The organism is Leifsonia sp. KNZ13-11D (assembly GCF_056754895.1).
On the sequence record NZ_JBPGWU010000001.1, the window covers coordinates 1307790 to 1331628 of the forward strand.

A 23839-nucleotide genomic window follows, 5' to 3' on the forward strand; every position below is an offset into this window, starting at 1 on the left:
AGATTTCACGCAAGCACACCGGAGGGGATGGCCGATGAGCGACAGCACCACACAAGTTCTCACGGAGCCGGGGGAGCGGCCACCGCGGCGGCGGCGTCCGCTCTGGCTCCGCCTGCTCCTGTGGATCGGCATCCCGGTCGTCGTCATCGTCGTGCTGCTGGTCGTGGTGGATAGCGCCGCCCGCGCCTACGCCGAGCAGCGGGTGTCCGCCGAGGTGCAGAAGAACCTGCCGCCCGACGTCCAGGGCACGGTCACCACGCACATCGGCGGCTTCTCGGTCATCCAGCAGTACCTCTCCGGCTCGTTCCAGCGGGTGGAGCTGGACGCGCCGAACGCGGTCGTCCAGGGCGCCCCGCTGAGCGCCGAGCTTGTGGCGACCGGAGTGCCGACCGATCTCTCGAAGCCGATCGCCGCTGCGACGGGCACGATCTCCATCAGCCAGGACTCGCTCAACAAGCTGGTCAAGATCCCGGGCGCCACCGGTGACATCACCCTGGGCGACGGGACGATCGGCTACGACGGAACCCTCAGCCTCCTCGGGCTGCCGGTCGGCTACACCGTGACCGCGACCCCGGAGGCGGCGGGGAAGCAGGTCCTGCTCAAGCCCGAGAACGCCTCGCTCAAGACCGGCGCCGGCAATGTCAACCTCGACAAGCTGCTGCAGGCGCTCACCTCGCAGGGCCCGTTCCCGGTCTGCGCGGCGCAATACCTGCCGGACGGTGTGGAGGTGCAGGACATCGCCGTGACCCCGGGTCATGCGACGGTGACGCTGACCGCCTCGGACGTCGTGCTCGACCAGAAGTTCCTGAACAGCAAGGGCAGCTGCTCCTAGCCGAGCGAACCGTGACGCTCAGGAGCGCGGGCGCACCGAGACCAGCCGTCCCGTCGCTGTGAGCAGCCAGGCGAGCCGCGCGATCGTCGTCGCGGCGTCCAGGCCCGCACCGTCCGAGCGCACGATCACGCGGTAGGCGCCGTGGGTGCCGTCGGCGGGGGCGTCGACCGGCTGGATGCTCAGCACCGGCCGCTCGGAGACGCTTCGCGCGTAGGAGGCGAGCCGGCGTCGGCTGCAGCTCTGCACGCGGAGGTCGTAGGTGAAGGTGCTCATGGCGGTGTCCTCTCGACGGTGTCCTCTAGGTGGTCGTGGTCGCGCTTTCCTTCAGTGACCAGGGCAGAAGGCGGAGGCTGACGCGGTCGTCCTCCGTAACACGCACCGAGCGCGGCTCGCGGCCTCGATAGACTTCTGCTGTTTCTCCATCCGGCTTCAGGGGCCAATCCGGGTCCGCTCGCCTAGGAGGCCCCCACTCGTCGCCACCCGTGAGGATCCCTATGGCCGATTCCGACGTCGCTGCCCGCAGCGCGAACGCCCCCGCCGCCCCCAATCCGCTGGCGCCGGGGTGGCTGCACGTCCCCGCCGACGCCAACGCGCTCGCGCCGGGACTGTGGTCGCGCACGGTCCACCGCGACGGCGAGGCGCTGTCCGTCGGGGGCGTCCCGGTGGGCGAGCTCGCCGAGCGCTTCGGCACCCCGCTCTATGTCGTCGACGAGGAGGATGCGCGGTCGCGCGCGGTCGAGGTGCGTACCGCGTTCGAGCGCGCCTTCGCCCAGATCGGCACCGCCGCGAAGGTCTACTACGCGGGCAAGGCGTTCCTGAGCGTCGAGGTCGCCCGGTGGATGGACGACGCCGGCCTGTTCATCGATGTCTGCAGCGGCGGAGAGCTCGCGGTCGCGCTCGCGGCCGGCGTCGACCCCGAGCGCCTCGGCTTCCACGGCAACAACAAGTCGCTCGCCGAGATCGACCGGGCGGTCTCGGTCGGGATCGGCGCCATCGTCATCGACAGCGTCCAGGAGATCGACCGCGTCGCCGCGGCGGCCGAACGGCACGGCGTCGTGCAGCGCGTCCGTCTGCGGGTGAACAGCGGCGTGCACGCCCACACCCACGCGTTCCTCGCGACCAGCCACGAGGACCAGAAGTTCGGGATCGCGCTCGAGCACGCGGTCGGCGCCGTCGAGCGCATCCGGTCGCACACGTCCCTGGCTTTCCGCGGGCTGCACTGCCACATCGGCTCGCAGATCTTCGGGGCGGACGGCTTCGCCGAGTCCGCCGCGCGCCTCCTGAGCCTGCACGCCCAGCTGCTGGAGGGCGGCGAGGTGCCCGAGCTCAACCTCGGCGGCGGCTTCGGCATCGCCTACACGTCCGCCGACGACCCCGCGCCGATCCACGAGCTCGCCCACCGCATCGCCGAGACGGTGGCGGCGGGATGCGAGCAGCTCGACATCCCGGCGCCGGTCGTCGCCTTCGAGCCGGGCCGGTCCATCATCGGCACCGCCGGGCTGACCCTCTACACGGTCGGCACCACGAAGGATGTCCCGGTCGGCTTCCAGGACGACGGCGAGACCGCCGTCCGGCGCTACGTCAGCGTCGACGGGGGGATGAGCGACAACGCGCGCCCCGCGCTGTACGAGGCCGAGTACTCGGCCCGCATCGCGAACCGCACCTCGACCGCAGCTCCGGCCCTCGTCCGCGTCGCGGGGAAGCACTGCGAGAGCGGCGACATCGTGGTGAACGCCGAGTACCTGCCCGGAGACGTGGCGCCCGGCGACCTGCTCGCCGTCCCGGCGACCGGCGCCTACTGCTGGTCGCTGGCCAGCAACTACAACTTCCTCGGCCGGCCGCCGGTCGTCGCCGTGCGCGACGGCGCCGCCCGCGTCATCGTCCGCGGCGAGACGATCGACGACCTGCTCGCGCGCGACGCCGCGTACGACCCCGCCGCCGCCCGTCCCCTCGCATCGAAGGAGAGCGACCGCGCATGATCGAGTACCGCAACCTCCGTGTGGCCCTGCTCGGGGCCGGCTCCGTCGGCTCCCAGGTGGCCCGGCTGCTGCTGGAGCAGGGCGACGAGTTCGCCTCCCGCATCGGCGCCCGGCTGGAGCTCGTCGGCATCGCCGTGCGCGACGTGGATGCGCCGCGCGACGTCGACCTGCCGCGCGAGCTGTTCACCACCGACGCGAGCTCCCTCATCCTCGGCGCGGACATCGTCGTGGAGCTCATGGGCGGCATCGAGCCGGCCCGCGGGTACGTGCTCGAGGCGCTGAACTCCGGCGCCGACGTGATCACCGCCAACAAAGCCCTCCTCGCGACGCACGGCCCCGAGCTCTTCGAGGCGGCGGAGCAGGTCGGCGCCCAGCTCTACTACGAGGCGGCCGTGGCCGGCGCGATCCCGATCATCCGCCCGCTGCGGGACAGCCTGGCCGGGGACCGCATCAACCGCATCCTCGGCATCGTCAACGGAACCACCAACTTCGTGCTCGACCGGATGGACGTCCACGGCGAGACGCTCCAGGACGCCCTCGCGACCGCGACCGACCGCGGCTACGCCGAGGCCGACCCGACCGCCGACATCGGCGGCTACGACGCCGCGCAGAAGGCGGCCATCCTCGCCAGCCTCGCCTTCCACACCACCGTCCCGCTGGAGCGCGTGTACCGGGAGGGCATCACCAGCGTGACCAAGGCCCAGGTGGATGCGGCGCGCGAGGCCGGCGCGGTCATCAAGCTCCTGGCGATCTGCGAGCGGCTCACCGACCCGGAGACGGGAGAGGAAGGCGTCTCGGCCCGCGTCTACCCGGCGCTGATCAGCCGGGATCACCCCCTCGCCGCCGTGCACGGCGCGCACAACGCCGTCTTCGTGCAGTCGGCCGCCGCGGGCGACCTCATGTTCTACGGCGCGGGCGCGGGCGGCGTCGAGACGGCCTCCGCCGTGCTCGGCGACGTGGTCTCCGCCGCCCGGCGGCACGTCGTCGGCGGCCCGGGCGTCGCCGAGTCGACGCACGCCGACCTGCCGGTGCTCGACATCGGCCGCGTCGTCACCCGGTACCAGATCACGCTCGACGTCGAGGACCAGCCGGGCGTGCTGGCCGCTGTCGCGCGCATCCTGAGCGACGGCGACGTCAGCGTCGAGACCGTGCAGCAGTCGGTCCCCAGCCACACCGGTCCCGTCGTCATCGCGGGTAACGCGGAGCCGTCGGCGGCCCGCCCGATTCACGGCGGCGCGACCCCCACCGCTACCCTGGTGATCGGTACCCACGAAGCCGAGGAGGCCGCACTCGCGGCCACCGTGGAGGCTCTCGCGGCGAGCGACGTCGTGATCGCCATCTCTTCCGTTCTCCGAGTCGAAGGATCGTAATGCCCCAGCCGAAGGCCTACAGTCGTCAGTGGCGAGGCGTCCTGCACGAGTATGCGGACCGCCTGAACATCTCCGACGCCACTCCGATCGTCACGCTCGGCGAGGGCGGCACCCCGCTCATCCCGGCCCCGGCGCTCTCCGCGCGCACCGGCGCCGACGTGTACGTGAAGTTCGAGGGCATGAACCCGACCGGGTCGTTCAAGGACCGCGGGATGACCATGGCCATCTCCAAGGCCGTGGAGCACGGTGCGAAGGCCGTCATCTGCGCTTCCACCGGCAACACCTCCGCGTCGGCCGCCGCCTACGCGACGCACGCCGGCATCCAGGCCGTCGTGCTGGTGCCCGAGGGCAAGATCGCAATGGGCAAGCTCAGCCAGGCGATCGCCCACAACGCCCAGCTGCTGCAGGTGCAGGGCAACTTCGACGACTGCCTCGACATCGCGCGCGAGCTCGCCACCAACTACCCGGTGCACCTGGTGAACTCGGTGAACCCGGACCGCATCGAGGGCCAGAAGACGGCGGCTTTCGAGGTCGTCGAGGCGCTCGGGGACGCGCCGGACTTCCACCTCGTCCCCGTCGGCAACGCCGGCAACTACACGGCCTACCACCGCGGCTACTCCGAGGAGCTGCAGCGCGGCGAGTCGACGAAGCTGCCGCGCATGTTCGGCTTCCAGGCCGCCGGCAGCGCGCCGATCGTGCTCGGCCATGCCGTCAAAGAGCCCGACACCATCGCGACCGCGATCCGCATCGGCAACCCGGCCTCGTGGGAGCTCGCGCTCAACGCTCGGGACGACAGCGACGGCTGGTTCGGCGCGATCGACGACGCCAAGATCCTGGAGGCGCACCGCATCCTCTCCGCCGAGGTCGGCATCTTCGTCGAGCCTGCGTCCGCGATCAGCGTGGCCGGCCTGCTGGAGCGCGCCGAGGCCGGCGTGATCCCGGCGGGCTCCACCGTGGTGCTCACCGTCACCGGGCACGGCCTCAAGGACCCGCAGTGGGCGCTCCGCACCGCCGACGGCTCCGACGTGCAGCCGACCGTCGTGCCGGTCGACACCACCGCGATCGCCGATGTGCTCGGCCTGTCGCCCGCCGGCGGCACCTCCGCTGCGGAGAACGCCGGGGCGACCGCGTGAGCTCCCCCGACCTGCGCGGCCGCACGGTCGCGGTGAAGGTTCCCGCTACGAGTGCGAACCTCGGACCGGGCTTCGACACGCTCGGCCTCGCGCTGGCGCTCTACGACGAGCTCGAGGTGTCGGTCCGCGACGAGCCCGGCGCGACGGTCGAGGTGACCGGCGTGGGCGAGGGCGAGGTGCCGACCGACGAGAGCAACCTCGTCGTGCGGGCCATCGCGCACACCTTCGAAACCGTCGGCGTGCCGCTTCCCGGGTTGCGGCTGCGCGCCCGCAACAGCATCCCGCACGGCCGGGGGATGGGCTCCTCCGGCGCCGCGATCGTGTCCGGCATCATGGCTGCCAAGGGACTGCTCGAGGGCGTGGTCGACCTCGACGCCCAGCAGCTGCTGGCACTCGCCAACGACATGGAGGGGCACCCGGACAACGTTGCGCCCGCCCTGTTCGGCGGGCTCACCATCGCGTGGGTGACCCCGGAGGGTCCGCGCTTCAAGAAGCTCATCGTGCACCGCGGCGTCTCGCCGCTCGTCCTCGTGCCCGAGACGGTCATGTCGACGGCGCTTGCGCGCAGCCTCCAGCCGCAGTCCGTGCCGCACGAGGACGCCGTGTTCAACGTCTCGCGCTCCGCCCTGCTCGTCGCGGCCCTCATCCAGAGCCCCGAGCTGCTGCACGCGGCCACCGAGGACAAGCTCCACCAGAGCTACCGTGCCTCGGCCATGCCGGAGACCGACCGGCTGATCACCCTGCTGCGCGAGAACGGATTCGCCGCCGTCGTCTCGGGGGCCGGGCCGTCCATCCTGGTGCTCGGCAGCGACCCGGGGCAGCGTCTCGCCGCGGCCCGGCTGGTGGAGGAGGCGGCGCAGACCCGCTGGCAGCCGCTCATGCTGGCCGTCGACTTCAAGGGTGCGACGGTCGCGCGCCAGGAGGCCGTACCGGCGGAAGTGACGTCGTCGGACACACCGGCGGCCTAGCGTCCGAGGCGCCACCGCCGAGGTGGTAAACTGCACTCGCACCCGAGAAGGACCCGCGTAACGAGCGAATCCAGCTTTCCGGGTGATCTCCTAGCAATCATGCCGTCACTCCTGCCTGCCCGGCCCGGCACCCCTTTACGGGATTCCGGGGCGGCGACGTCGCGCGGATCAGAACGCAGCACGTACCGGCAGTTCATGTGGCGAAGCTTCACAGACGGCGCGCGAAGACGCGCCGGGGGAAAGGATCCTCTTCCGTGACTGATGTCGAACTCCACGCCGGGGGCGTGGACACCAGCGACCTGACCGGCCTCAAGGTGGCGGAGCTGCAGGCTCTCGCCGCCGGGCTCGGGCTCCAGGGCGCCACCCGGCTCCGCAAGGGCGAGCTGGTCGAGGCGATCGCCGCCGCACGCGCGGCCTCCGCTCCGGCCGACGCCGCCGAGCCGGTTCAGCTCGAGGGCTTCGGGGACGAGGCGGCGCAGCCCGCCGCGGCGTCCCAGGTGCTCACCGAGCCGCTGATCGCCGAGCCGCTCATCGCCGAGCCGGCCGGCGCCGAGCGCGTCGAGCCCACCGTGGGCGACCCGCTGCTTCCGACCACCGCGGACGCCGGTTCCGCCGAGCCGCGCCGCCGCGGCTCCCGCCGCGCCACCAGCCCCGACGGCACCGGCATTTCCGCCGGCACGGGTATCGCCGCCGGCAGCGGTATCGCCGCCGGCAACGGTGTGGCGGCCGGTTCACACGTCAACTCCGGCGCGACCGGCGTCGACTCGCTCATCCCCGACGTGGATGCGCTGCTCGACTCCGCCCTCGCCTCCCGCGAGCAGGCGCGGGGCCCGCAGAACGGCGAGCAGGCCCAGGGCACCGGCGGCCGTCGTCGCCGCGGTCGCGGCCAGGGCGGCCAGAACGGCGAGCAGGGTCAGGACGCCGCAGGCGCCCAGACCGCCGAGCAGCCGCAGCAGGAGCAGACCGACGGCCGCGCGGAGGCGCAGCAGGGCGACGAGGCCGGCTCGACCGAGCAGCAGGGCACCGGCCGCAACCGCCGCAACCGCAACCGCAACAAGAACAACGCCCAGCAGAACGAGCAGGGCCAGCAGGCTCAGGGCGGCCAGCAGGGCCAGGGCGGCCAGCAGGGCCAGGGCCAGCCGAAGGACCTGCAGCAGGGCGGCCAGGGTCAGCAGAACCGCGGCCAGAGCCCGCAGAACGACCAGCAGGCCGAGGGTGAGCGCGGCGGCCGCTACCGCGACCGCAACCGCAAGCGCCGCGGCGGTCCCGCCGGCGACGAGTTCGAGCCGGAGCTGACCGAGGACGACGTCCTCATCCCGGTCGCCGGAATCCTCGACGTGCTCGACAACTACGCGTTCGTGCGCACCACCGGCTACCTGCCGGGCGCCAGCGACGTCTACGTCTCGCTCGGACAGGTCAAGAAGTACAACCTGCGCAAGGGCGACGCCGTGGTCGGCGCCATCCGCCAGCCGCGGGACGGCGAGAACAACAGCCGTCAGAAGTACAACGCCCTGGTGAAGGTCGACTCGATCAACGGCCAGACCCCGGAGGAGGCGGCGACCCGCGTCGAATTCGGCAAGCTGACGCCGCTCTACCCGCAGGAGCGCCTGCGCCTCGAGACCGAGCCGACCAAGGTGACCCAGCGGATCATCGACCTGGTCGCCCCGATCGGCAAGGGCCAGCGCGGTCTCATCGTCGCCCCGCCGAAGGCCGGCAAGACGATCGTGATGCAGCAGATCGCCAACGCGATCACGGCCAACAACCCCGAGGTGCACCTCATGGTCGTGCTGGTGGACGAGCGGCCCGAAGAGGTCACCGACATGCAGCGCACGGTCAAGGGCGAGGTTATCGCCTCGACCTTCGACCGTCCTGCTGAGGACCACACGACCGTCGCCGAACTCGCCATCGAGCGCGCGAAGCGCCTCGTCGAGCTGGGCCATGACGTGGTCGTGCTGCTCGACTCGATCACCCGCCTGGGCCGTGCGTACAACCTGACCGCTCCAGCGTCGGGCCGCATCCTCTCCGGTGGTGTCGACGCCTCCGCGCTGTACCCGCCGAAGCGGTTCTTCGGCGCCGCCCGCAACATCGAGCACGGCGGCTCGCTCACCATCCTCGCCTCGGCGCTGGTGGAGACCGGCTCCAAGATGGACGAGGTCATCTTCGAGGAGTTCAAGGGCACCGGCAACATGGAGCTCCGCCTGTCGCGCCAGCTGGCCGACAAGCGCATCTTCCCGGCCGTCGACGTCAACGCCTCCGGCACCCGCCGCGAGGAGATGCTGATGGGCCAGGACGAGGTCAAGATCACCTGGAAGCTGCGCCGCGCCCTCGCCGGGCTCGACCAGCAGCAGGCCCTCGAGATCGTCCTCGGCCGCCTGAAGGAGACCTCGAGCAACGTCGAATTCCTGATGCAGGTGCAGAAGTCGATGCCCGCGCCCGCCAACGGCCACGGCACCGCGCACTCGCACGGCCACGAGAACGACCACCGCTAGCTGCGATCAGCGCCCGTCCGCTGTGCCCTGTGCACGGCGGGCGGGCGCTTCGTCGTTTCCCGGCCGCATCCTCCTCAGAAAGAAGACCCCATGTTCGAGTCCGTGAACACCCTCATCGCGGAGCACGACGACCTCCAGCGCCAGCTGTCCGACCCGGAGCTGCACAGCGATCCGGTCCGCTCGAAGCGCGTCAACCGGCGCTATGCCGAGCTCTCGCGCATCGTGGCGGCGTACAACGAGTGGCGGCAGCTCTCCGACGATCTGGAGGCCGCACGCGAGCTGGCGGCCGAGGACGTCGCGTTCGCCGAGGAGATCCCGGGCCTCGAGCAGAGCGTCGCCGACTCGTCCGAGAAGCTGCGCCGGCTGCTCATTCCGCGCGACCCGAACGACAGCCGCGACGTCATCATGGAGATCAAGATGGGGGAGGGCGGCGCCGAGTCCGCGCTCTTCGCGGGCGACCTCCTGCGCATGTACCTGCACTACGCGGACTCCAAGCGCTGGAAGGCCGAGATCATCGAGCAGACCTCGAGCGACCTGGGCGGCATCAAGGATGTGCAGGTCGCGTTCAAGGGGAACTCCTCCGACCCCGCCGAGGGGGTGTGGGCGCACCTGAAGTACGAGGGCGGCGTCCACCGGGTGCAGCGCGTGCCCGCCACCGAGTCGCAGGGCCGCATCCACACGTCCGCCGCGGGCGTCCTCGTGTTCCCCGAGGTGGATGAGCCGGAGGAGGTCGAGATCAACCCGAACGACCTCAAGATCGACGTGTTCCGGTCGTCCGGTCCTGGCGGTCAGTCGGTCAACACGACCGACTCGGCGGTGCGCATCACGCACGTGCCGACCGGCATCGTCGTCTCGATGCAGAACGAGAAGAGCCAGCTGCAGAACCGCGAGGCGGCGATGCGCGTGCTGCGCGCCCGGCTGCTCGCCCGCCAGCAGGAGGAGGCGGACGCCGAGGCGGCCGAGTTCCGCAAGGGCCAGATCCGCACGATGGACCGCTCGGAGCGCATCCGCACCTACAACTTCCCCGAGAACCGCATCGCGGACCACCGCACCGGCTACAAGGCCTACAACCTCGACGCCGTCATGAACGGCGCCCTGGACCCCGTCATCGAGTCCAACATCCACCTGGACGAAGAAACCCGCCTCACCAACCTCGCCGACTGACCCGCTTTCCCTTCGCGCCCCGCCCCCCCACCGTCGAGTACACGAAAAGTGCACGGGAAACGCCGTCGCGGCGTGCACTTTTCGTGTACTCGACGGAGGGGGACGCCCGAAGCGCGACGGGAGCCGCGGCGCGGGTCAGCGGAGGGCGGTCGTGGCTCGGTCGCGGGTGGTGAGGTCGCGGTGGGTGGCGGCGGCGCGCCAGCCGTCGGCGGTCAGGAGGTCGCGGATGGCGGCGCCCTGCAGTTCGCCGTGCTCAAGGACCAGCGTGCCGCCGGGGCGGAGGAGGCGTCGGGCGACGCGGGAGATCGTGCGCACGACGTCGAGGCCGTCCGGGCCGCCGTAGAGCGCGGCGTGCGGGTCGTGCAGCCGCACCTCCGGGTCGCGGGGGATGGCGTCGTCGGGCACGTAGGGCGGGTTCGAGATGACGACGTCGACCGTGCCGTCGAGCTGTGGCAGCGCGTCGGCGAGGTCGATGAACACGGGCGTCAGGTTGGCCGCGCCCACCTCGTCGATGTTGCGGCGGGCCCAGACATACGCCTCGGGGGAGTTCTCCACCGCGTAGATCCGCGCGTGCGGCACCTCGGTCGCCAGGGCCAGGGCGATCGCGCCGCTTCCCGTGCCGAGGTCCACCCCGACCGGCTCGGGCGACGGGACCGCGCGCAGCGCGTCGATCGCGAACTGCGCGACCTGCTCCGTCTCGGGCCGGGGCACGAAGACGCCGGGACCGACGTTCAGCTCCAGCGACCGGAACGGCGCGCGCCCGGTGATGTGCTGCAGCGGCTCCCGCGCAGCCCGGCGCTCGACGGCAGCGCGCATCCGCTCGACGTCCGGGCCGTCGACCTCCGCGTCCATCACCATCAGCGCCTGCACGCGGCCGCGGCTGACGCCGAGCACGTGGGCGAGCAGGAGCTCGGCGTCGACCTCGGGGTCCGGGACGCCCGCGCGCGCCAGCACGCCCACCGCGTCGTCGCGGAGGGCCCTGGCCGGGACGGGGGCGGATGCGGAGCCGGGAAGCGGGGTGGGGGTGGGCGCTGTGGGGGTCATCGCCCGACGAGCCTACCGTCCCGTCACACAGCTTCCGTGCCGGGTCACGGCGTCTAGAGTGGTGACGCGTTCCCATCCACCGCCCCGCACGAGGAAGAGACCTATGTCAGCGCAGATCTACGACAACGTCACCCAGGCCGTCGGACGGACGCCGCTCGTGCGGCTCAACCGGCTCACCGAGGGACTCGATGCGAGCGTGCTCGCGAAGCTCGAGTTCTACAACCCGGCGGGAAGCGTCAAGGACCGCATCGGCGTCGCCATCATCGACGCGGCCGAGAAGGCGGGGGCCCTGCGCCCCGGCGGGACCATCGTGGAGGCGACCAGCGGCAACACCGGCATCGCCCTGGCGATGGTGGGAGCGGCGCGCGGCTACCAGGTCGTCCTGGCCATGCCGGAGACGGCGAGCAAGGAGCGCCGCGTGGTGATGCGCGCGTTCGGCGCCAAGGTCGAGCTGACCCCGGGCGCCGATGGGATGCGCGGAGCGGTCGAGACCGCCAAGCGCCTCGTCGAGACGACGGACAACGCCATCTGGGCGCGGCAGTTCGAGAACGAGGCCAACCCTGCCATCCACCGCGCCACCACGGCGGAGGAGATCTGGGCGGACACCGACGGCGGCGTCGACATCTTCGTCGCCGGTGTCGGCACCGGCGGCACGATCACGGGCGTCGGCCAGGTGCTCAAGGAGCGCAAGCCCGAGGTGCAGGTCGTAGCGGTGGAGCCGCTGGACTCGCCCATCCTGAACGGCGGGAGCCCCGGTCCGCACAAGATCCAGGGGATCGGCGCGAACTTCGTGCCCGAGATCCTCGACACGACGATCTACGACGAGGTCGTCGACGTGTCGCTCGAGGACGCGCTCGACGTTGCGAAGCGCCTCGCCAGCGAGGAGGGCATCCTCGCCGGCATCTCGTCCGGCGCCATCGTCTGGGCGGCGCTGCAGCTGGCGAAGCGGCCGGAGAACGCGGGCAAGACGATCGTCGCGGTCGTCTGCGACACCGGCGAACGGTACATCTCCACGCCGCTCTGGGCGGATCTGCTGGACTGACCGGCGTGCCGATCTTCCGGGCGCGCGAGGACCTCCGCAACGCACGCCGGCACGACCCCGCCGCGCGGGGGTCCTTCGAGATCGCGGTCGCCTATTCGGGGCTGCACGCCATCTGGTCGTACCGGGTGGCCCACCGCATGTGGCAGGCGGGACTCCGGACGCCCGCGCGCTTCCTGTCGCAGTTCACGCGCTTCCTGACCGGCATCGAGATCCACCCCGGCGCGCGCATCGGCCGGCGGTTCTTCATCGACCACGGGATGGGCGTGGTGATCGGCGAGACGACGTGGATCGGTGACGACGTCATGCTCTACCACGGCGTGACCCTGGGCGGCCGGGGGAGCGGGCACGGCAAACGGCATCCCACCGTGCACGACGGCGTCGTGGTCGGCGCCGGGGCGAAGGTGCTGGGCGCGATCACGATCGGCGAGCACTCGGTGATCGGTGCGAACGCGGTGGTCACCCGCGACGCACCGCCGAACTCGCTGCTCGTCGGGGTGCCCGCGCACCCGCGTCCGCGCTCGGGCCACGAGCAGATCCCGGGCGACAGCTGGATCGACCCGGCCATCTACATCTGACCGCGCGGCGGCCGCAGCCTAGGGCAGCGTCCTATCGGGCAGGGCCTCAGCGCGCGGCCCGCTCCCGGGCGCGCTCGATCGCCTCCCGCTCGCGCTTCCGCGCCTCCCGCAGCTTCGACTCCGCCTCCCGCCGGGCCTTCGCCGCCTCGCGGACGGCCTTGTCCCGGGGGACCGGCTCGGGCAGGGGTTCGGGCGCGGCGGGCGGCTGCGCGCCGCGATCGGCGATATAGCGTTCGATCCCGTCGAGGATGCGGTCGAGCCCGAAGGCGAAGTCGTCCTGCTCGCCGCCGTCCGCGTCGGCGTAGGTGCCCGTCGCCACCAGCGGGCCGAGGTCCGGGAAGCGCTCGGGCGTCACCAGTTCGGAGAGGGCACGGGTGAAGGCCTCGCCGTTGGCGGGCGGACCGTCGGCCTGACGGGCGCGGTTGACGTCGCGTTCGACGATGCCGACGGCGCGTGCGTACGATGACAGGAGCAGCGCGGTCGACATCTTCTCGGCGTCGGTGAGCGGCAGCGTCCGCATCTCGCGCAGCCCCCAGTCGAGCACGGCCAGGTTGTTCGGCATGAGCGGGATGCCGTTGATCGGGATGTCGGGGAACCACGGATGCTCCCGCATCACCTCGATGGTCGCCATGGCCCAGCGGCGCAGTCCGCCGCGCCAGTCGTGGGCGGCCTCACTGCCCGTCGCGCCGTTGGTGAGGTCGTCGTCGGGCGGGATGGGGAGGGCGCAGACGGCGTCCTGCATGAGCGCCAGCACGTCGTCCTTGCTGGTGACGTAGCGGTAGAGCGACATCGTGGTGAAGCCGAGTTCGCCCGCGATGCGGCTCATCGACACCGCGCCGAGGCCTTCCGCGTCGGCCAGCTCGATGGCCGTGTCGACGATCCGCTCGATGCTGAGCTCTCGCTTCGGCCCGCGCTGCGGGTGCTCGGCGACGCCCCAGCTGAGCGCGACGGCGCGGGGAGGGCCTCTTCGACGTCTTCGGCCATGTGCGGCGCCCTTTCCGAGGAGTGTTGACACCCATCCTAGAACTGTGTATCACTTAAACAACTGTATGCGGCATAAACAGTTTACGAGACACACAGTCGAAGGGAAGATCATGAACCGACCGGCGATCGAGGTGACGGGGCTGCGCAAGGCGTTCGGCGCGCAGACCGTCCTCGACGGCATCGACCTGCGCGTGGAAGCGGGGAGCGTGTTCGCGCTGCTCGGCCCGAACGGAGCGGGCAAGACCACACTCATCACCATCCTGTCCACACTCGTCCGGCCCGATGCCGGGGACGTGACCATCGCCGGACATGACCTGGCGAGCGATCCGGACGGCGTCCGAGCCTCGATCAGTGTCACCGGCCAGGCCGCGGCCGTCGACGGCGTGCTGACGGGCGCCGAGAACCTCCGCATGATGGCGCGCCTCTCCGGCTTCACCGCGGCCGAGGCGCGGCAGCGCAGCGACGAGCTGATCGACCGGTTCGACCTGGCCGACGCGGCACGGAAACGGGTGTCGACCTACTCGGGCGGGATGCGCCGCCGGCTCGACCTCGCACTCAGCCTGGTCGCCGCGCCGCCGGTCATCTTCCTCGACGAACCGACGACCGGCCTCGACACCCGCAGCAGGCAGACGCTGTGGGACATCATCCAGGACCTCGCCCGGCGGGGGACGACCATCCTGCTGACCACGCAGTACCTCGAGGAGGCCGACCAGCTGGCCGACCGGATCGCCGTGCTCGACCACGGCACGATCGTCGCGGAGGGCACCGCAGCGCAGCTCAAGGCGCAGGTGGGCGGCGAGGTCGTCGAGCTGCGCGACGCCCGCGGCGACATCGTGCGCGAGCTCCCCACCGACGGCAGCGTGGATGCGCTCCGCGCCGCCATCGACGACCTGGACGCGCTCGCCGTGCCCGGTGCATCCATCGGCATCCGCAAGCCGTCGCTCGACGACGCGTTCCTCGCCCTGACCGGCCAGCAGAACACCAGCCACGAGACCGAGAAGGAGGCCGTCCGATGACCGCCCTCACCGTCCCCACACGCCCCGAGCGGCCGGTCACGCCGCTGACGAGCACCGTCGTGTTCGTCGGGCGCGGCATCCGCCATTCGCTCCGCGACGTCGAAGCGCTCACGATGGCGATCGTCCTGCCCGTGATGCTGATGCTGCTGTTCACCTTCGTGTTCGGCGGCGCCCTGGACCGTGAGGGCGGCTACGTGCAGTACGTCGTGCCCGGCATCATCCTGCTCTGCGCCGGGTTCGGCGCATCCAGCACCGCCGTCGACGTCGCGCGGGACCTCAGCGACGGGATCGTCGACCGCTTCCGCACGATGCCGCTGCGCTCGCGCGGAGTGGTGACCGGCCACGTGGTCGCCAGCCTCCTGCGCAACCTGGTGGCGACCGGTGTCGTCATCGCGGTCGCTCTGCTCGTCGGTTTCCGTCCGACGGCGAACGCGCTGCAGTGGGCGGGGGCGCTCGGTGTGGTGGCCCTGTTCATCCTGGCGATCACCTGGCTCTACGCCGGGATCGGGCTCGCGGCGAAGAGCCCGACCGCCGCGAGCGGGTACGGCTTCGCGCTGCTGTTCCTGCCGTACCTCTCGAGCGCGTTCGTCCCGACGGACACGATGCCGACCTGGCTGCAGTGGGTCGCCGAGAACCAGCCCATCACGCCGATCATCGAGACCATCCGTTCGCTGCTGTTCGGCCGAGACCCGGGCTCGGACCTGTGGTGGGCCCTCGGCTGGTGCGCGCTGATCATCGTGGCGGCCTACGTCTGGGCCGCCTGGCTGTTCCGCCGCTCCGCCGGCCGCCGCTGAGCCCCTCCACCCGAGCTCGCGCCCCTCCGCCCTCCGTCGAGTACACGAAAAGTGCACGCCCGCGCGGCGTGTCGCGTGCACTATTCGTGTACTCGACGGAGGGGGAGGGGGCGAAGTCAGCGGGGGCGGTTCGCGAAAGCGCGGATGGCGTCGCGCATGCCGTCGGTGTCGAACGTGCCGTCCTCGCGCTTTGCGAAGTGGTAGGCGTGCATGCCCGTCTCGCGTGCGCCCTCGACGTTGGCGATCGAGTCGTCGAACAGGATGGCGTCCTCCGGCTGCACCCCGTACCGCCCGAGTGCCCGGGTGTAGATGCGGCGCTCGGGCTTCCGGGCGCCGAGCACGGCGGAGACGAGGTCGTTGCCGCCCAGCACGTCCACGATCTCCGGGGTGAGCACGGGCAGCGAGTCCTTGAACGGGATCGGGTTGTTCGACAGCAGCGACACTGTGCCGAGCCCGGCTGCCTCGTGCAGGGCGGCGATGGCGCCGGGGATGGGCGTCATCGCGGCCTTCCGCGCCTCCTGCCACTGGGCGAGCGTGAGCCGGGCGCCGGTCACCTCGGCGAACGCGGCCAGGTACTCCTCGCTGGTGGCGTACTCGCCGATCTCCGCGGCGCGCTCGTGACCGCCCGCCCACCAGGAGGAGGCGAGCCGGTACTGGCTCACACCTCCGAGCTCCGCGAGCTTCGGGAGCCGCTTGTGGAAGTCGTAGTCGTAGAGCGTCTTGTCGCAGTCGAAGAAGTAGACATCCATCGACTCCAGTATCGTCCTCCCAGTTCCGCCCTCCGCGCCCCGGCTATCATTGGAGCCGTCATGGCTCCCATCTACGACTGCTCGGTCGACTCCGAACTGCTCACCGGCATGCGTCTCGCCCGGGCGGCGATCGGGCGCGGCGAACTCGTCGTCATCCCCACCGACACCGTGTACGGTGTCGCCGCCGACGCCTTCAACCCCGCCGCCGTGCAGCGCCTCCTCGACGCGAAGGGACGCGGCAGGCAGTCTCCGCCACCGGTGCTCGTCCCCGGCATCCCCACCCTGGCCGCGCTCGCCGAGCGGGTGCCCGACGAGGTGGACGCGCTGGTCCAGGCGTTCTGGCCGGGCGGCCTGACCATCGTGCTGCCCGCATCCCCGTCGCTCGTCTGGGACCTCGGTGAGACGAAGGGCACGGTCGCCCTCCGGATGCCGAAGGACACGATCGCGCTGGAGCTGCTGTCCGAGACGGGGCCGCTCGCGGTGTCGTCCGCCAACCTGACCGGGCGTCCCGCCGCGCGCACCGCCGCCGAGGCCGAGGCGATGCTCGGCGGCTCGATCTCCGTCTACCTCGACGGGGGAGAGGCCGGCGCCGCCTACGAGCGCGTCGAGGGGAAGGACTCCTCCTCGACGATCGTGGACGCGACCGCCCTGGCCTCCGGGTCGGGCGGACTGCGCATCCTCCGCCAGGGCGTGGTCTCGATCGATCAGCTGCGGGAGGTCGTCGGCGACGCCCTCGCCGTGCCCTCGGACGCCTGACCCGTGACCCTTCTCCTCGCCCTCGCCCTGATCTCGGCGGTCATCACCTTCGGGATGTCGTTCGTCGTCTACAAGCTGGCGATGCGCTACCGGCTCTACCCGAAGATCCGCGCCAGGGACGTGCACACCCGGCCGACGCCCCGGCTCGGCGGCGTCGCGATGTTCCTCGGCATCCTCGTCGCGTTCGGCGTCTCGTGGCTGCTGTCGAGCCAGTTCGGCGTGCTGTCGCTGATCTTCTCGGACCAGGGGCCGATCCTCGCCATCCTGGGCGCTTCGCTGCTCATCGTCGTGATCGGCGTGGCGGACGACATCTGGGACCTCGACTGGATGACGAAGCTCGCCGGTCAGTTCGTCGCCGCCGGTCTCGTGGCCTGGCTCGGCGTGCAGATCTATTCGCTGCCGATCGGCGGTCTTACGGTCGGCTCGCCCGTGATGTCGATCATCATCACCCTCTTCGCGATCGTGCTGGTGATGAACGCGATCAACTTCATCGACGGCCTGGACGGCCTGGTCGCCGGTGTCGCGCTCATCGCGAACGGCACGTTCCTCGTCTACACGTACCTGCTGCAGCGCGAGATCAGCCCGCAGAACTACTTCAGCCTCGCGGGGGTCATCGCCGCGATCCTCGTCGGCGCGTGCGCCGGGTTCCTTCCGCTGAACTGGCACCCCGCGAAGATGTTCATGGGGGATGCGGGGGCGCTGCTGATCGGTCTCCTGATGGCGACCTCGGCGATCTCGGTGACCGGCACGATCAATCCGGAGGCTCTCCAGACCCTCGGCAAGTCGTCGCTGGTGCCCGCGTTCATCCCGGTCATCCTGCCGTTCGCCGTGCTCGTCGTGCCCCTGCTCGACTTCGGTCTCGCCGTCATCCGGCGGCTGCGCGCGGGCAAGTCGCCGTTCAGCGCCGACCGCAAGCACCTGCACCACCGACTGCTCGACATGGGCCACACCCATCTGCACGCGGTGCTCATCTTCTACGCGTGGACGGCCGTCCTCTCCATCGGCTGCCTGCTGTTCTTCTTCGACCCGTACTGGATGGCGATCGTCTTCGTCGCCATCGGCCTGGTCGTCTGCACCGCCTTCACGCTCGCGCCGCTGAGCCGCCGCAAGGCCAACGAGGCCGTGGCCGAGCTCGCCCCCGCGGGCAGTCGCGAGGCCGAGGAGACCGCGCGCTTCGACCAGCTCGACGCTGCCAGCGAGCGCCCGGCCGCCCCCACCGAACCCGCCCTCACCGAGGAGTCCCGATGACCGACCGCACCGACGGCGCCCCGGCGCAGCCGTCCTCCAACCCCGTCCTGCGCGATGTGCTGCGCTACGGGCTGATCCTGGCCGGCGTCATCGCCGTCGTCGGGATGCTGCTGGGCGGGTTCTTCGCCGGCTGGATCGGCGTGACCAGCGCGCTCATCGGGACGGCGATGGCGGCGGTGTTCCTCTCGATCACCGCGCTGAGCATCCTCATCGCGAACCGGTTCATCGGCTCCGATCTCTTCGTCGGTCTCTTCTTCGGGATCGTCCTCGGGGGCTGGATCGTCAAGTTCGTGCTCTTCCTGGTGCTCGCCGTCGTGCTCAAGGACCAGCCGTGGATCAACCCCGCCGTGCTGTTCCTGAGCCTCATCGCAGGCGTCATCGGATCGCTCGTGGTCGACATGGTCGTGGTGTTCCGGTCGCGCGTCCCGTACGCCAGTGACGTCACCCTTCCGGGCGAGAAGCGCTGACCCGTATCCAATTCGTTATGGGCTGAAAACTCTTGTAGAGTTGTCAGTGATCCCCCACCCGTTCGCGCTCAGAAAACGTGACGTGCGAGTAGTGCAGGGTTACCCACCGTTCGTCGTCGCGAGAGCCATGAGCTCGACGCCCCGAAACAGGAGATAGCGCTGTTAGCTAACGCTGTGAACCTGCTGGTCCAGGCCGCAAGCTCCGATGATGGAAGCTTCCACGGGCCCTCGATCAACGAGTTCTTCCCGCCCGCCATCTTTTCCATCGGTGGCTTCGAAGTCAACCGCATCACGCTGGTGCGCGTCGTCGCCGTCGTCGCGATCCTCCTCATCTTCTGGCTCGGCACGCGGCGGATGAAGCTCATCCCGGGCCGGTTCCAGTCGGTGGTCGAGATGGGCCTGGACTTCGTCCGCGTCAACATCGCCGAAGACCTGCTCGGCAGGAAGGACGGCCGCCGCTTCCTCCCGATCCTGACCACGATCTTCTTCATGGTCCTGTTCATGAACCTCACGGGCATCATCCCGTTCCTGAACATCGCGGGAACCTCCGTCATCGGCGTTCCGCTCGTGCTCGCGATCGTCTCGTACATCTGCTTCATCTACGCCGGCGTCAAGAAGAGCCCTGGCAACTTCTTCCGCAACGCGCTCTTCCCGCCCGGCGTGCCGTGGTTCCTCTACATCCTCGTGACGCCGATCGAGTTCGTCTCGACCTTCATCCTGCGCCCGATCACGCTGACGCTCCGACTTCTCATGAACATGGTCGTCGGCCACCTGCTCCTGGTGCTCTTCTTCAGCGCCACCGCCTTCTTCTTCTTCACGGCGGGCAGCTGGTGGTCGCTCTTCGGAATCGGCACCTTCGCCTTCGGCTTCGCCTTCACCCTGTTCGAGATCCTGGTCGCAGTCCTGCAGGCCTACGTCTTCGCGCTGCTCACCGCTGTCTATATCCAGCTCGCAGTCGCCGAGGAACACTAAGAACGATCCGCGCACCCGCACGGATCGCCATCACGGAAGGAAACACACAACGTGGACATCGCTGCAATCTCCGGCAACATCGCCACCGTCGGTTACGGCCTCGCCGCCATCGGCCCGGCCATCGGCGTGGGCATCGTCGTCGGCAAGACCATCGAGGGCGTGGCCCGTCAGCCTGAGCTGGCCGGCCGTCTCCAGGTCCTGATGTACATCGGTATCGCGTTCACCGAGGCGCTCGCGTTCATCGGTATCGCCGTCGGCTTCATCTTCCAGTAACCCCTCTTTATCCCTCAGTAAGGAGGAGTGATGATAAACGGTGTGATTCGCGCCGCCGAGTCGGGTGAGACGATCAACCCGCTCATCCCGGCGTGGTACGACATCGTCGGATCGTTGATCTGCTTCGTCATCATCCTGGTCTTCTTCTGGCGGCTCGTGCTGCCACGCATGCGGAAGCTCCTCGATGAGCGCGCCGAGGCGATCGAAGGCAACATCGAGAAGGCCGACGAAGCGCAGCGCAAGGCCGAGGCCCTGCTGGAGGAGTACACCGCCCAGCTCGCCGAGGCGCGTGCGGAGGCGGGCAAGATCCGTGAGACCGCTCGTGCCGACGGACAGAAGATCGTCGCGGAGGCCCGTGAGGCCGCTGCGACGGAGGCCGCTCGCGTGACCGCCCAAGCGCAGGCGCAGCTCGAGGCGGAGCGCCAGACGGCGCTCGTCCAGCTGCGCAGCGAGGTCGGCTCGCTCGCGATCGACCTGGCGTCGACGGTGGTGCGCGAGGCGCTCGATGAGGACAAGCGCGCTCAGGCCATCGTGGACCGCTTCCTGGCGGACCTCGAGGCGGATGAGCAGAAGGCAGGATCGGGCAACTGATGGGAAGCGCCACCAGAGAAGCATTGGCCCGGTCCGTGTCGGCTCTCGCCGACCTGGGATCCAAGGCCGATCTGGCGACGGCTGAGGACCTGTTCGCCGCAGGACGGGTCGTCGCCGACTCGGCCCAGCTCCGAGCCGTCCTCAGCGACCCCACGGCCGATCCGGCGGCGAAGTCGACGCTCGTGAAGCGCATCTTCGCCTCGCTGCCGGCGGACACCGTCGCGCTGCTCGGCGTCGTCGTCGCGCAGCGCTGGTCGTCGCACGACGACCTGCTCGCCGCGATCGAGGAGCTCGGCATCCGCGCCATCGCCGCCTCGGCGCCGCGCGACGTCGACATCGTCGCCGAGCTGTTCGCCTTCGGAGGCGCCGTGACCTCCGACGCGCAGCTCGAACTCGCTCTGCGCAGCAAGCTCGCCTCGACGGAGTCGAAGGTCGCGCTGGTCGAGCGCCTGCTCGCCGGGCGCTCCTCGCAGCAGACGATCGCGATCGTGCGCCAGCTCGTCCAGCAGCCGCGCGGCCGAAGCATCCGCGAGTCGCTCCGCGCCGCAGCGCGCGTCGTGGCGTCGCAGGACCGCCTGACCATCGCGACGGTCTACACGGCGGCTCCGCTGCCGGAGGCCCAGACCGAGCGGCTGCGCTCCGCGCTCAGCGCCACCTACGGCGACCTGAAGATCAACCAGGTCGTCGACCCCTCGATCATCGGCGGATTGCGCGTGCAGATCGGTGACGACGTCATCGATGGAAGCATCGCGTCGCGTCTCGCCGAACTCCGGCTTCAGCTGGCGGGCTGACCGCCTCAAGATAGGAATCACAATGGCAGACATCCAGATCAGCCCCGACGAGATCCGCGACGCGCTCAAGGACTTCGTCAACAGCTACGAGCCGTCCGGCGCCGAGGCGACCGAGATCGGCCACGTGCTGGACGCCTCCGACGGCATCGCGCACGTCGAGGGCCTCCCCAGCGTCATGGCCAACGAGCTCATCCGCTTCTCGAACGGCGTCCTCGGCCTCGCGCAGAACCTCGACGAGAACGAGGTCGGCGTGGTCGTGCTCGGTGAGTTCGACGAGATCGTCGAGGGCATGGAGGTGACCCGCACCGGCGAGGTCCTCTCGGTCCCGGTCGGCGACGGATACCTCGGCCGGGTGGTCGACCCGCTCGGCAACCCGATCGACGGCCTCGGCGAGATCGCCAGCGAGGGCCGCCGCGAGCTCGAGCTCCAGGCGCCCGGCGTCATGCAGCGCAAGTCGGTGCACGAGCCCCTCCAGACCGGCATCAAGGCGATCGACGCCATGATCCCGGTGGGCCGCGGTCAGCGTCAGCTGATCATCGGCGACCGCCAGACCGGTAAGACGGCCATCGCGATCGACACGATCATCAACCAGAAGGCCAACTGGGAGTCGGGCGACGTCAACAAGCAGGTCCGCTGCATCTACGTCGCCATCGGTCAGAAGGGCTCGACCATCGCCTCGGTGAAGGGCGCGCTCGAGGACGCCGGCGCGATGGAGTACACCACCATCGTCGCGGCCCCCGCCTCCGACCCGGCCGGCTTCAAGTACCTGGCCCCCTACACCGGCTCGGCCATCGGCCAGCACTGGATGTACGGCGGCAAGCACGTCCTCATCGTCTTCGACGACCTGTCCAAGCAGGCCGAGGCGTACCGCGCCGTGTCGCTGCTGCTCCGCCGTCCGCCGGGACGCGAGGCCTACCCGGGCGACGTCTTCTACCTGCACTCCCGCCTGCTGGAGCGCTGTGCCAAGCTCTCCGACGAGCTGGGCGCCGGCTCGATGACCGGTCTGCCCATCATCGAGACGAAGGCCAACGACGTCTCCGCCTACATCCCGACCAACGTGATCTCGATCACCGACGGCCAGATCTTCCTGCAGTCCGATCTCTTCAACGCCAACCAGCGTCCCGCGGTCGACGTCGGCATCTCGGTCTCCCGAGTCGGCGGTGACGCGCAGGTCAAGTCGATCAAGAAGGTCTCCGGCACGCTCAAGCTCGAGCTGGCGCAGTACCGCTCGCTCGAGGCGTTCGCGATGTTCGCGTCCGACCTCGACGCCGCGAGCCGTCGCCAGCTGGCGCGCGGCGCCCGCCTGACCGAGTTGCTCAAGCAGCCGCAGTACTCGCCGTTCCCGGTGGAGGAGCAGGTCGTCTCGATCTGGGCCGGCACCAACGGCAAGCTCGACGAGGTCGCCGTGGAGGACGTCCTGCGCTTCGAGTCGGAGCTGTTGGATCACCTGCGCCGCAACACCGACATCCTGACCACGCTCCGCGAGACCAACGTCCTCGACGACGACACGGTCGCGAAGCTCGACTCCGAGGTTGACGCGTTCAAGCTCGAGTTCCAGACGGGCGAGGGCAAGCCGCTCGCCTCGGTGGGACGCGAGGAGTTCGAGGCCATCGACGAGGACGCGGTCGACCAGGAGCGCATCGTCAAGGCCAAGCGCTGAGCGCCGCCGCGATCGAAGACTGAGTAAGAGGAGACACATGGGAGCCCAGCTTCGGGTCTACCGGCAGAAGATCAGGTCTGCCCAGACGACCAAGAAGATCACCCGTGCGATGGAGCTGATCTCCGCCTCCCGCATCCAGAAGGCGCAGGCGCGGGTGGCCGCCAGCACGCCGTACGCCCGCGCGATCACGCGCGCGGTGTCGGCGGTGGCCACCTACTCCAACGTCGACCACGTGCTGACCACCGAGCCGGAGAAGATCGAGCGCGCTGCGATCGTGATCTTCTCCTCCGACCGCGGCCTCGCGGGCGCGTTCAACTCGAACGTGCTCAAAGAGTCGGAGAAGCTCGCCGAGCTGCTCCGCAGCCAGGGCAAGGAGGTCGTGTACTTCCTGGTCGGCCGCAAGGCGCAGGGCTACTTCAGCTTCCGTCGCCGCGCGTTCGAGCGGGTCTGGACCGGAAACACGGATGCCCCGGAGTTCGAGCAGGCGAAGGAGGTCGCCGACGCGATCCTCGAGTCGTTCCTGCGCGACGCCTCCGACGGCGGCGTGGACGAGATCCACATCATCTACAACCGCTTCATCAGCATGCTGACGCAGGAGCCGCAGGTCGTGCGCCTGCTTCCCCTGGAGGTCGTGGAGGGCGTGGAGGAGCCGGACCGCACGCAGGTCCTGCCGCTGTACGAGTTCGAGCCGGATGTAGGGACCGTGCTCGACGCTCTGCTGCCCGTCTACATCGAGAGCCGCATCTTCAACGCGATGCTGCAGTCCGCCGCCTCGAAGCACGCGGCGACCCAGAAGGCGATGAAGGCCGCGAGCGACAACGCCGACAAGCTCATCACCGACTACACGCGTCTCGCCAACAACGCCCGTCAGGCGGAGATCACCCAGCAGATCTCCGAGATCGTCGGCGGCGCCGACGCCCTGAGCTCGGCAAAGTAAACGTC

24 protein-coding genes are annotated in these 23839 nt (G+C 70.2%); 20 read left to right on the forward strand and 4 right to left on the reverse strand.

Annotated features, from left to right (window positions below):
* Positions 1 to 34 precede the first annotated feature (34 nt).
* Positions 35 to 832 carry an LmeA family phospholipid-binding protein gene (locus tag ACR9Y5_RS06600; RefSeq protein WP_481297214.1) on the forward strand — a complete coding sequence of 266 codons (798 nt, stop codon included), beginning with the start codon at positions 35 to 37 and terminating at the stop codon, positions 830 to 832.
* 18 nt (positions 833 to 850) lie between these two features.
* Here ACR9Y5_RS06600 and ACR9Y5_RS06605 read toward each other — a convergent pair whose 3' ends face one another.
* Positions 851 to 1105 (reverse strand): hypothetical protein, encoded by a 255-nt coding sequence (locus ACR9Y5_RS06605; RefSeq protein WP_481297215.1) that lies wholly within the window; start codon positions 1103 to 1105, stop codon positions 851 to 853.
* 221 nt (positions 1106 to 1326) lie between these two features.
* On the opposite strand from ACR9Y5_RS06605, the gene lysA reads away from it, so the two are divergent.
* The 6 genes from lysA to prfA all read left to right on the forward strand — a co-directional run bounded on the left by lysA (position 1327) and on the right by prfA (position 9935).
* Positions 1327 to 2811, forward strand: a complete 1485-nt coding sequence (gene lysA / locus ACR9Y5_RS06610) for a diaminopimelate decarboxylase (protein WP_481297216.1) — start codon at positions 1327 to 1329, stop codon at positions 2809 to 2811.
* Complete coding sequence (locus ACR9Y5_RS06615; RefSeq protein WP_481297217.1) at positions 2808 to 4181, forward strand: homoserine dehydrogenase; 1374 nt, start codon at positions 2808 to 2810, stop codon at positions 4179 to 4181. Before lysA ends, ACR9Y5_RS06615 begins: the two co-directional genes overlap by 4 nt.
* Entirely contained in the window at positions 4181 to 5314 is a 1134-nt protein-coding gene (gene thrC, locus ACR9Y5_RS06620; RefSeq protein WP_310128263.1) for a threonine synthase, read from the forward strand. Before ACR9Y5_RS06615 ends, thrC begins: the two co-directional genes overlap by 1 nt.
* Positions 5311 to 6282 carry a homoserine kinase gene (gene thrB, locus ACR9Y5_RS06625; protein ID WP_481297218.1) on the forward strand — a complete coding sequence of 324 codons (972 nt, stop codon included), beginning with the start codon at positions 5311 to 5313 and terminating at the stop codon, positions 6280 to 6282. Before thrC ends, thrB begins: the two co-directional genes overlap by 4 nt.
* A 254-nt stretch (positions 6283 to 6536) precedes the next feature.
* Positions 6537 to 8771 (forward strand): transcription termination factor Rho, encoded by a 2235-nt coding sequence (gene rho / locus ACR9Y5_RS06630; RefSeq protein ID WP_481297219.1) that lies wholly within the window; start codon positions 6537 to 6539, stop codon positions 8769 to 8771.
* 90 nt (positions 8772 to 8861) lie between these two features.
* On the forward strand, positions 8862 to 9935 hold the full coding sequence (prfA, locus tag ACR9Y5_RS06635) for a peptide chain release factor 1 (protein ID WP_481297220.1): 1074 nt from the start codon (positions 8862 to 8864) through the stop codon (positions 9933 to 9935).
* A gap of 135 nt (positions 9936 to 10070) precedes the next feature.
* On the opposite strand, the gene prmC is transcribed toward prfA, so the two are convergent.
* Positions 10071 to 10979, reverse strand: coding sequence for a peptide chain release factor N(5)-glutamine methyltransferase (prmC, locus tag ACR9Y5_RS06640; protein ID WP_481297221.1), 909 nt, complete (start codon positions 10977 to 10979; stop codon positions 10071 to 10073).
* Positions 10980 to 11082: 103 nt separating this feature from the next.
* On the opposite strand from prmC, the gene cysK reads away from it, so the two are divergent.
* Both cysK and epsC read left to right on the forward strand, forming a co-directional pair.
* On the forward strand, positions 11083 to 12021 hold the full coding sequence (gene cysK, locus ACR9Y5_RS06645; protein WP_481297222.1) for a cysteine synthase A: 939 nt from the start codon (positions 11083 to 11085) through the stop codon (positions 12019 to 12021).
* Positions 12022 to 12026: 5 nt separating this feature from the next.
* On the forward strand, positions 12027 to 12596 hold the full coding sequence (gene epsC / locus ACR9Y5_RS06650; protein ID WP_481297223.1) for a serine O-acetyltransferase EpsC: 570 nt from the start codon (positions 12027 to 12029) through the stop codon (positions 12594 to 12596).
* A 46-nt stretch (positions 12597 to 12642) separates the two neighbouring features.
* Here the strand turns inward: epsC and ACR9Y5_RS06655 are convergent, their stop codons facing one another.
* Positions 12643 to 13611: a TetR/AcrR family transcriptional regulator gene (locus ACR9Y5_RS06655; RefSeq protein WP_481297224.1), complete on the reverse strand. Its 969-nt coding sequence runs from the start codon at positions 13609 to 13611 to the stop codon at positions 12643 to 12645.
* A gap of 79 nt (positions 13612 to 13690) precedes the next feature.
* Between ACR9Y5_RS06655 and ACR9Y5_RS06660 the strand changes: the two genes are divergently transcribed.
* Both ACR9Y5_RS06660 and ACR9Y5_RS06665 read left to right on the forward strand, forming a co-directional pair.
* On the forward strand, positions 13691 to 14596 hold the full coding sequence (locus tag ACR9Y5_RS06660) for an ABC transporter ATP-binding protein (protein WP_481297225.1): 906 nt from the start codon (positions 13691 to 13693) through the stop codon (positions 14594 to 14596).
* The gene (locus tag ACR9Y5_RS06665; RefSeq protein ID WP_481297226.1) at positions 14593 to 15390 is read left to right on the forward strand and encodes an ABC transporter permease; all 798 of its coding nucleotides are present in this window, start codon (positions 14593 to 14595) and stop codon (positions 15388 to 15390) included. Before ACR9Y5_RS06660 ends, ACR9Y5_RS06665 begins: the two co-directional genes overlap by 4 nt.
* Positions 15391 to 15506: 116 nt before the next feature.
* On the opposite strand, the gene ACR9Y5_RS06670 is transcribed toward ACR9Y5_RS06665, so the two are convergent.
* Complete coding sequence (locus ACR9Y5_RS06670) at positions 15507 to 16139, reverse strand: HAD family hydrolase (RefSeq protein WP_481297227.1); 633 nt, start codon at positions 16137 to 16139, stop codon at positions 15507 to 15509.
* 60 nt (positions 16140 to 16199) lie between these two features.
* Here ACR9Y5_RS06670 and ACR9Y5_RS06675 point away from each other — a divergent pair, with 60 nt between their 5' ends.
* From ACR9Y5_RS06675 to ACR9Y5_RS06715, 9 genes are all read left to right on the forward strand, one after another.
* Positions 16200 to 16895, forward strand: coding sequence for an L-threonylcarbamoyladenylate synthase (locus ACR9Y5_RS06675; RefSeq protein WP_481297228.1), 696 nt, complete (start codon positions 16200 to 16202; stop codon positions 16893 to 16895).
* Between the two features lie 3 nt (positions 16896 to 16898).
* Entirely contained in the window at positions 16899 to 18143 is a 1245-nt protein-coding gene (locus ACR9Y5_RS06680) for an MraY family glycosyltransferase (protein WP_481297229.1), read from the forward strand.
* Positions 18140 to 18610 (forward strand): Cg1360 family ATP-synthase-associated protein, encoded by a 471-nt coding sequence (locus tag ACR9Y5_RS06685; RefSeq protein ID WP_481297230.1) that lies wholly within the window; start codon positions 18140 to 18142, stop codon positions 18608 to 18610. The genes ACR9Y5_RS06680 and ACR9Y5_RS06685 overlap by 4 nt, the downstream gene beginning before the upstream one ends.
* Before the next feature lie 174 nt (positions 18611 to 18784).
* The gene (gene atpB, locus ACR9Y5_RS06690) at positions 18785 to 19582 is read left to right on the forward strand and encodes a F0F1 ATP synthase subunit A (protein WP_481297231.1); all 798 of its coding nucleotides are present in this window, start codon (positions 18785 to 18787) and stop codon (positions 19580 to 19582) included.
* A gap of 51 nt (positions 19583 to 19633) precedes the next feature.
* A complete protein-coding gene (atpE, locus tag ACR9Y5_RS06695) occupies positions 19634 to 19855 on the forward strand; it encodes a F0F1 ATP synthase subunit C (protein ID WP_481297232.1) in 222 nt (73 codons plus the stop codon).
* Between the two features lie 30 nt (positions 19856 to 19885).
* On the forward strand, positions 19886 to 20446 hold the full coding sequence (locus tag ACR9Y5_RS06700) for a F0F1 ATP synthase subunit B (protein ID WP_481297233.1): 561 nt from the start codon (positions 19886 to 19888) through the stop codon (positions 20444 to 20446).
* The gene (locus tag ACR9Y5_RS06705) at positions 20446 to 21237 is read left to right on the forward strand and encodes a F0F1 ATP synthase subunit delta (protein ID WP_481297234.1); all 792 of its coding nucleotides are present in this window, start codon (positions 20446 to 20448) and stop codon (positions 21235 to 21237) included. The genes ACR9Y5_RS06700 and ACR9Y5_RS06705 overlap by 1 nt, the downstream gene beginning before the upstream one ends.
* A 22-nt stretch (positions 21238 to 21259) precedes the next feature.
* Entirely contained in the window at positions 21260 to 22897 is a 1638-nt protein-coding gene (atpA, locus tag ACR9Y5_RS06710) for a F0F1 ATP synthase subunit alpha (protein ID WP_481297235.1), read from the forward strand.
* Between the two features lie 37 nt (positions 22898 to 22934).
* Positions 22935 to 23834, forward strand: coding sequence for a F0F1 ATP synthase subunit gamma (locus ACR9Y5_RS06715; RefSeq protein ID WP_481297236.1), 900 nt, complete (start codon positions 22935 to 22937; stop codon positions 23832 to 23834).
* Positions 23835 to 23839 lie beyond the last annotated feature (5 nt).

What these genes read in the sequence shown, in the direction of transcription:
- ACR9Y5_RS06675 (WP_481297228.1), top strand. Translation starts at nt 16,200, where the DNA reads ATGGCTCCCATCTACGACTGCTCGGTCGACTCCGAACTGCTCACCGGC.
- ACR9Y5_RS06685 (WP_481297230.1), top strand. Translation starts at nt 18,140, where the DNA reads ATGACCGACCGCACCGACGGCGCCCCGGCGCAGCCGTCCTCCAACCCC.
- ACR9Y5_RS06715 (WP_481297236.1), top strand. Translation starts at nt 22,935, where the DNA reads ATGGGAGCCCAGCTTCGGGTCTACCGGCAGAAGATCAGGTCTGCCCAG.
- ACR9Y5_RS06615 (WP_481297217.1), top strand. Translation starts at nt 2,808, where the DNA reads ATGATCGAGTACCGCAACCTCCGTGTGGCCCTGCTCGGGGCCGGCTCC.
- cysK (WP_481297222.1), top strand. Translation starts at nt 11,083, where the DNA reads ATGTCAGCGCAGATCTACGACAACGTCACCCAGGCCGTCGGACGGACG.
- thrC (WP_310128263.1), top strand. Translation starts at nt 4,181, where the DNA reads ATGCCCCAGCCGAAGGCCTACAGTCGTCAGTGGCGAGGCGTCCTGCAC.
- ACR9Y5_RS06600 (WP_481297214.1), top strand. Translation starts at nt 35, where the DNA reads ATGAGCGACAGCACCACACAAGTTCTCACGGAGCCGGGGGAGCGGCCA.
- ACR9Y5_RS06660 (WP_481297225.1), top strand. Translation starts at nt 13,691, where the DNA reads ATGAACCGACCGGCGATCGAGGTGACGGGGCTGCGCAAGGCGTTCGGC.
- ACR9Y5_RS06705 (WP_481297234.1), top strand. Translation starts at nt 20,446, where the DNA reads ATGGGAAGCGCCACCAGAGAAGCATTGGCCCGGTCCGTGTCGGCTCTC.
- ACR9Y5_RS06665 (WP_481297226.1), top strand. Translation starts at nt 14,593, where the DNA reads ATGACCGCCCTCACCGTCCCCACACGCCCCGAGCGGCCGGTCACGCCG.
- prmC (WP_481297221.1), bottom strand. Translation starts at nt 10,979, where the DNA reads ATGACCCCCACAGCGCCCACCCCCACCCCGCTTCCCGGCTCCGCATCC.
- prfA (WP_481297220.1), top strand. Translation starts at nt 8,862, where the DNA reads ATGTTCGAGTCCGTGAACACCCTCATCGCGGAGCACGACGACCTCCAG.
- ACR9Y5_RS06700 (WP_481297233.1), top strand. Translation starts at nt 19,886, where the DNA reads ATGATAAACGGTGTGATTCGCGCCGCCGAGTCGGGTGAGACGATCAAC.
- ACR9Y5_RS06605 (WP_481297215.1), bottom strand. Translation starts at nt 1,105, where the DNA reads ATGAGCACCTTCACCTACGACCTCCGCGTGCAGAGCTGCAGCCGACGC.
- lysA (WP_481297216.1), top strand. Translation starts at nt 1,327, where the DNA reads ATGGCCGATTCCGACGTCGCTGCCCGCAGCGCGAACGCCCCCGCCGCC.
- ACR9Y5_RS06670 (WP_481297227.1), bottom strand. Translation starts at nt 16,139, where the DNA reads ATGGATGTCTACTTCTTCGACTGCGACAAGACGCTCTACGACTACGAC.
- atpA (WP_481297235.1), top strand. Translation starts at nt 21,260, where the DNA reads ATGGCAGACATCCAGATCAGCCCCGACGAGATCCGCGACGCGCTCAAG.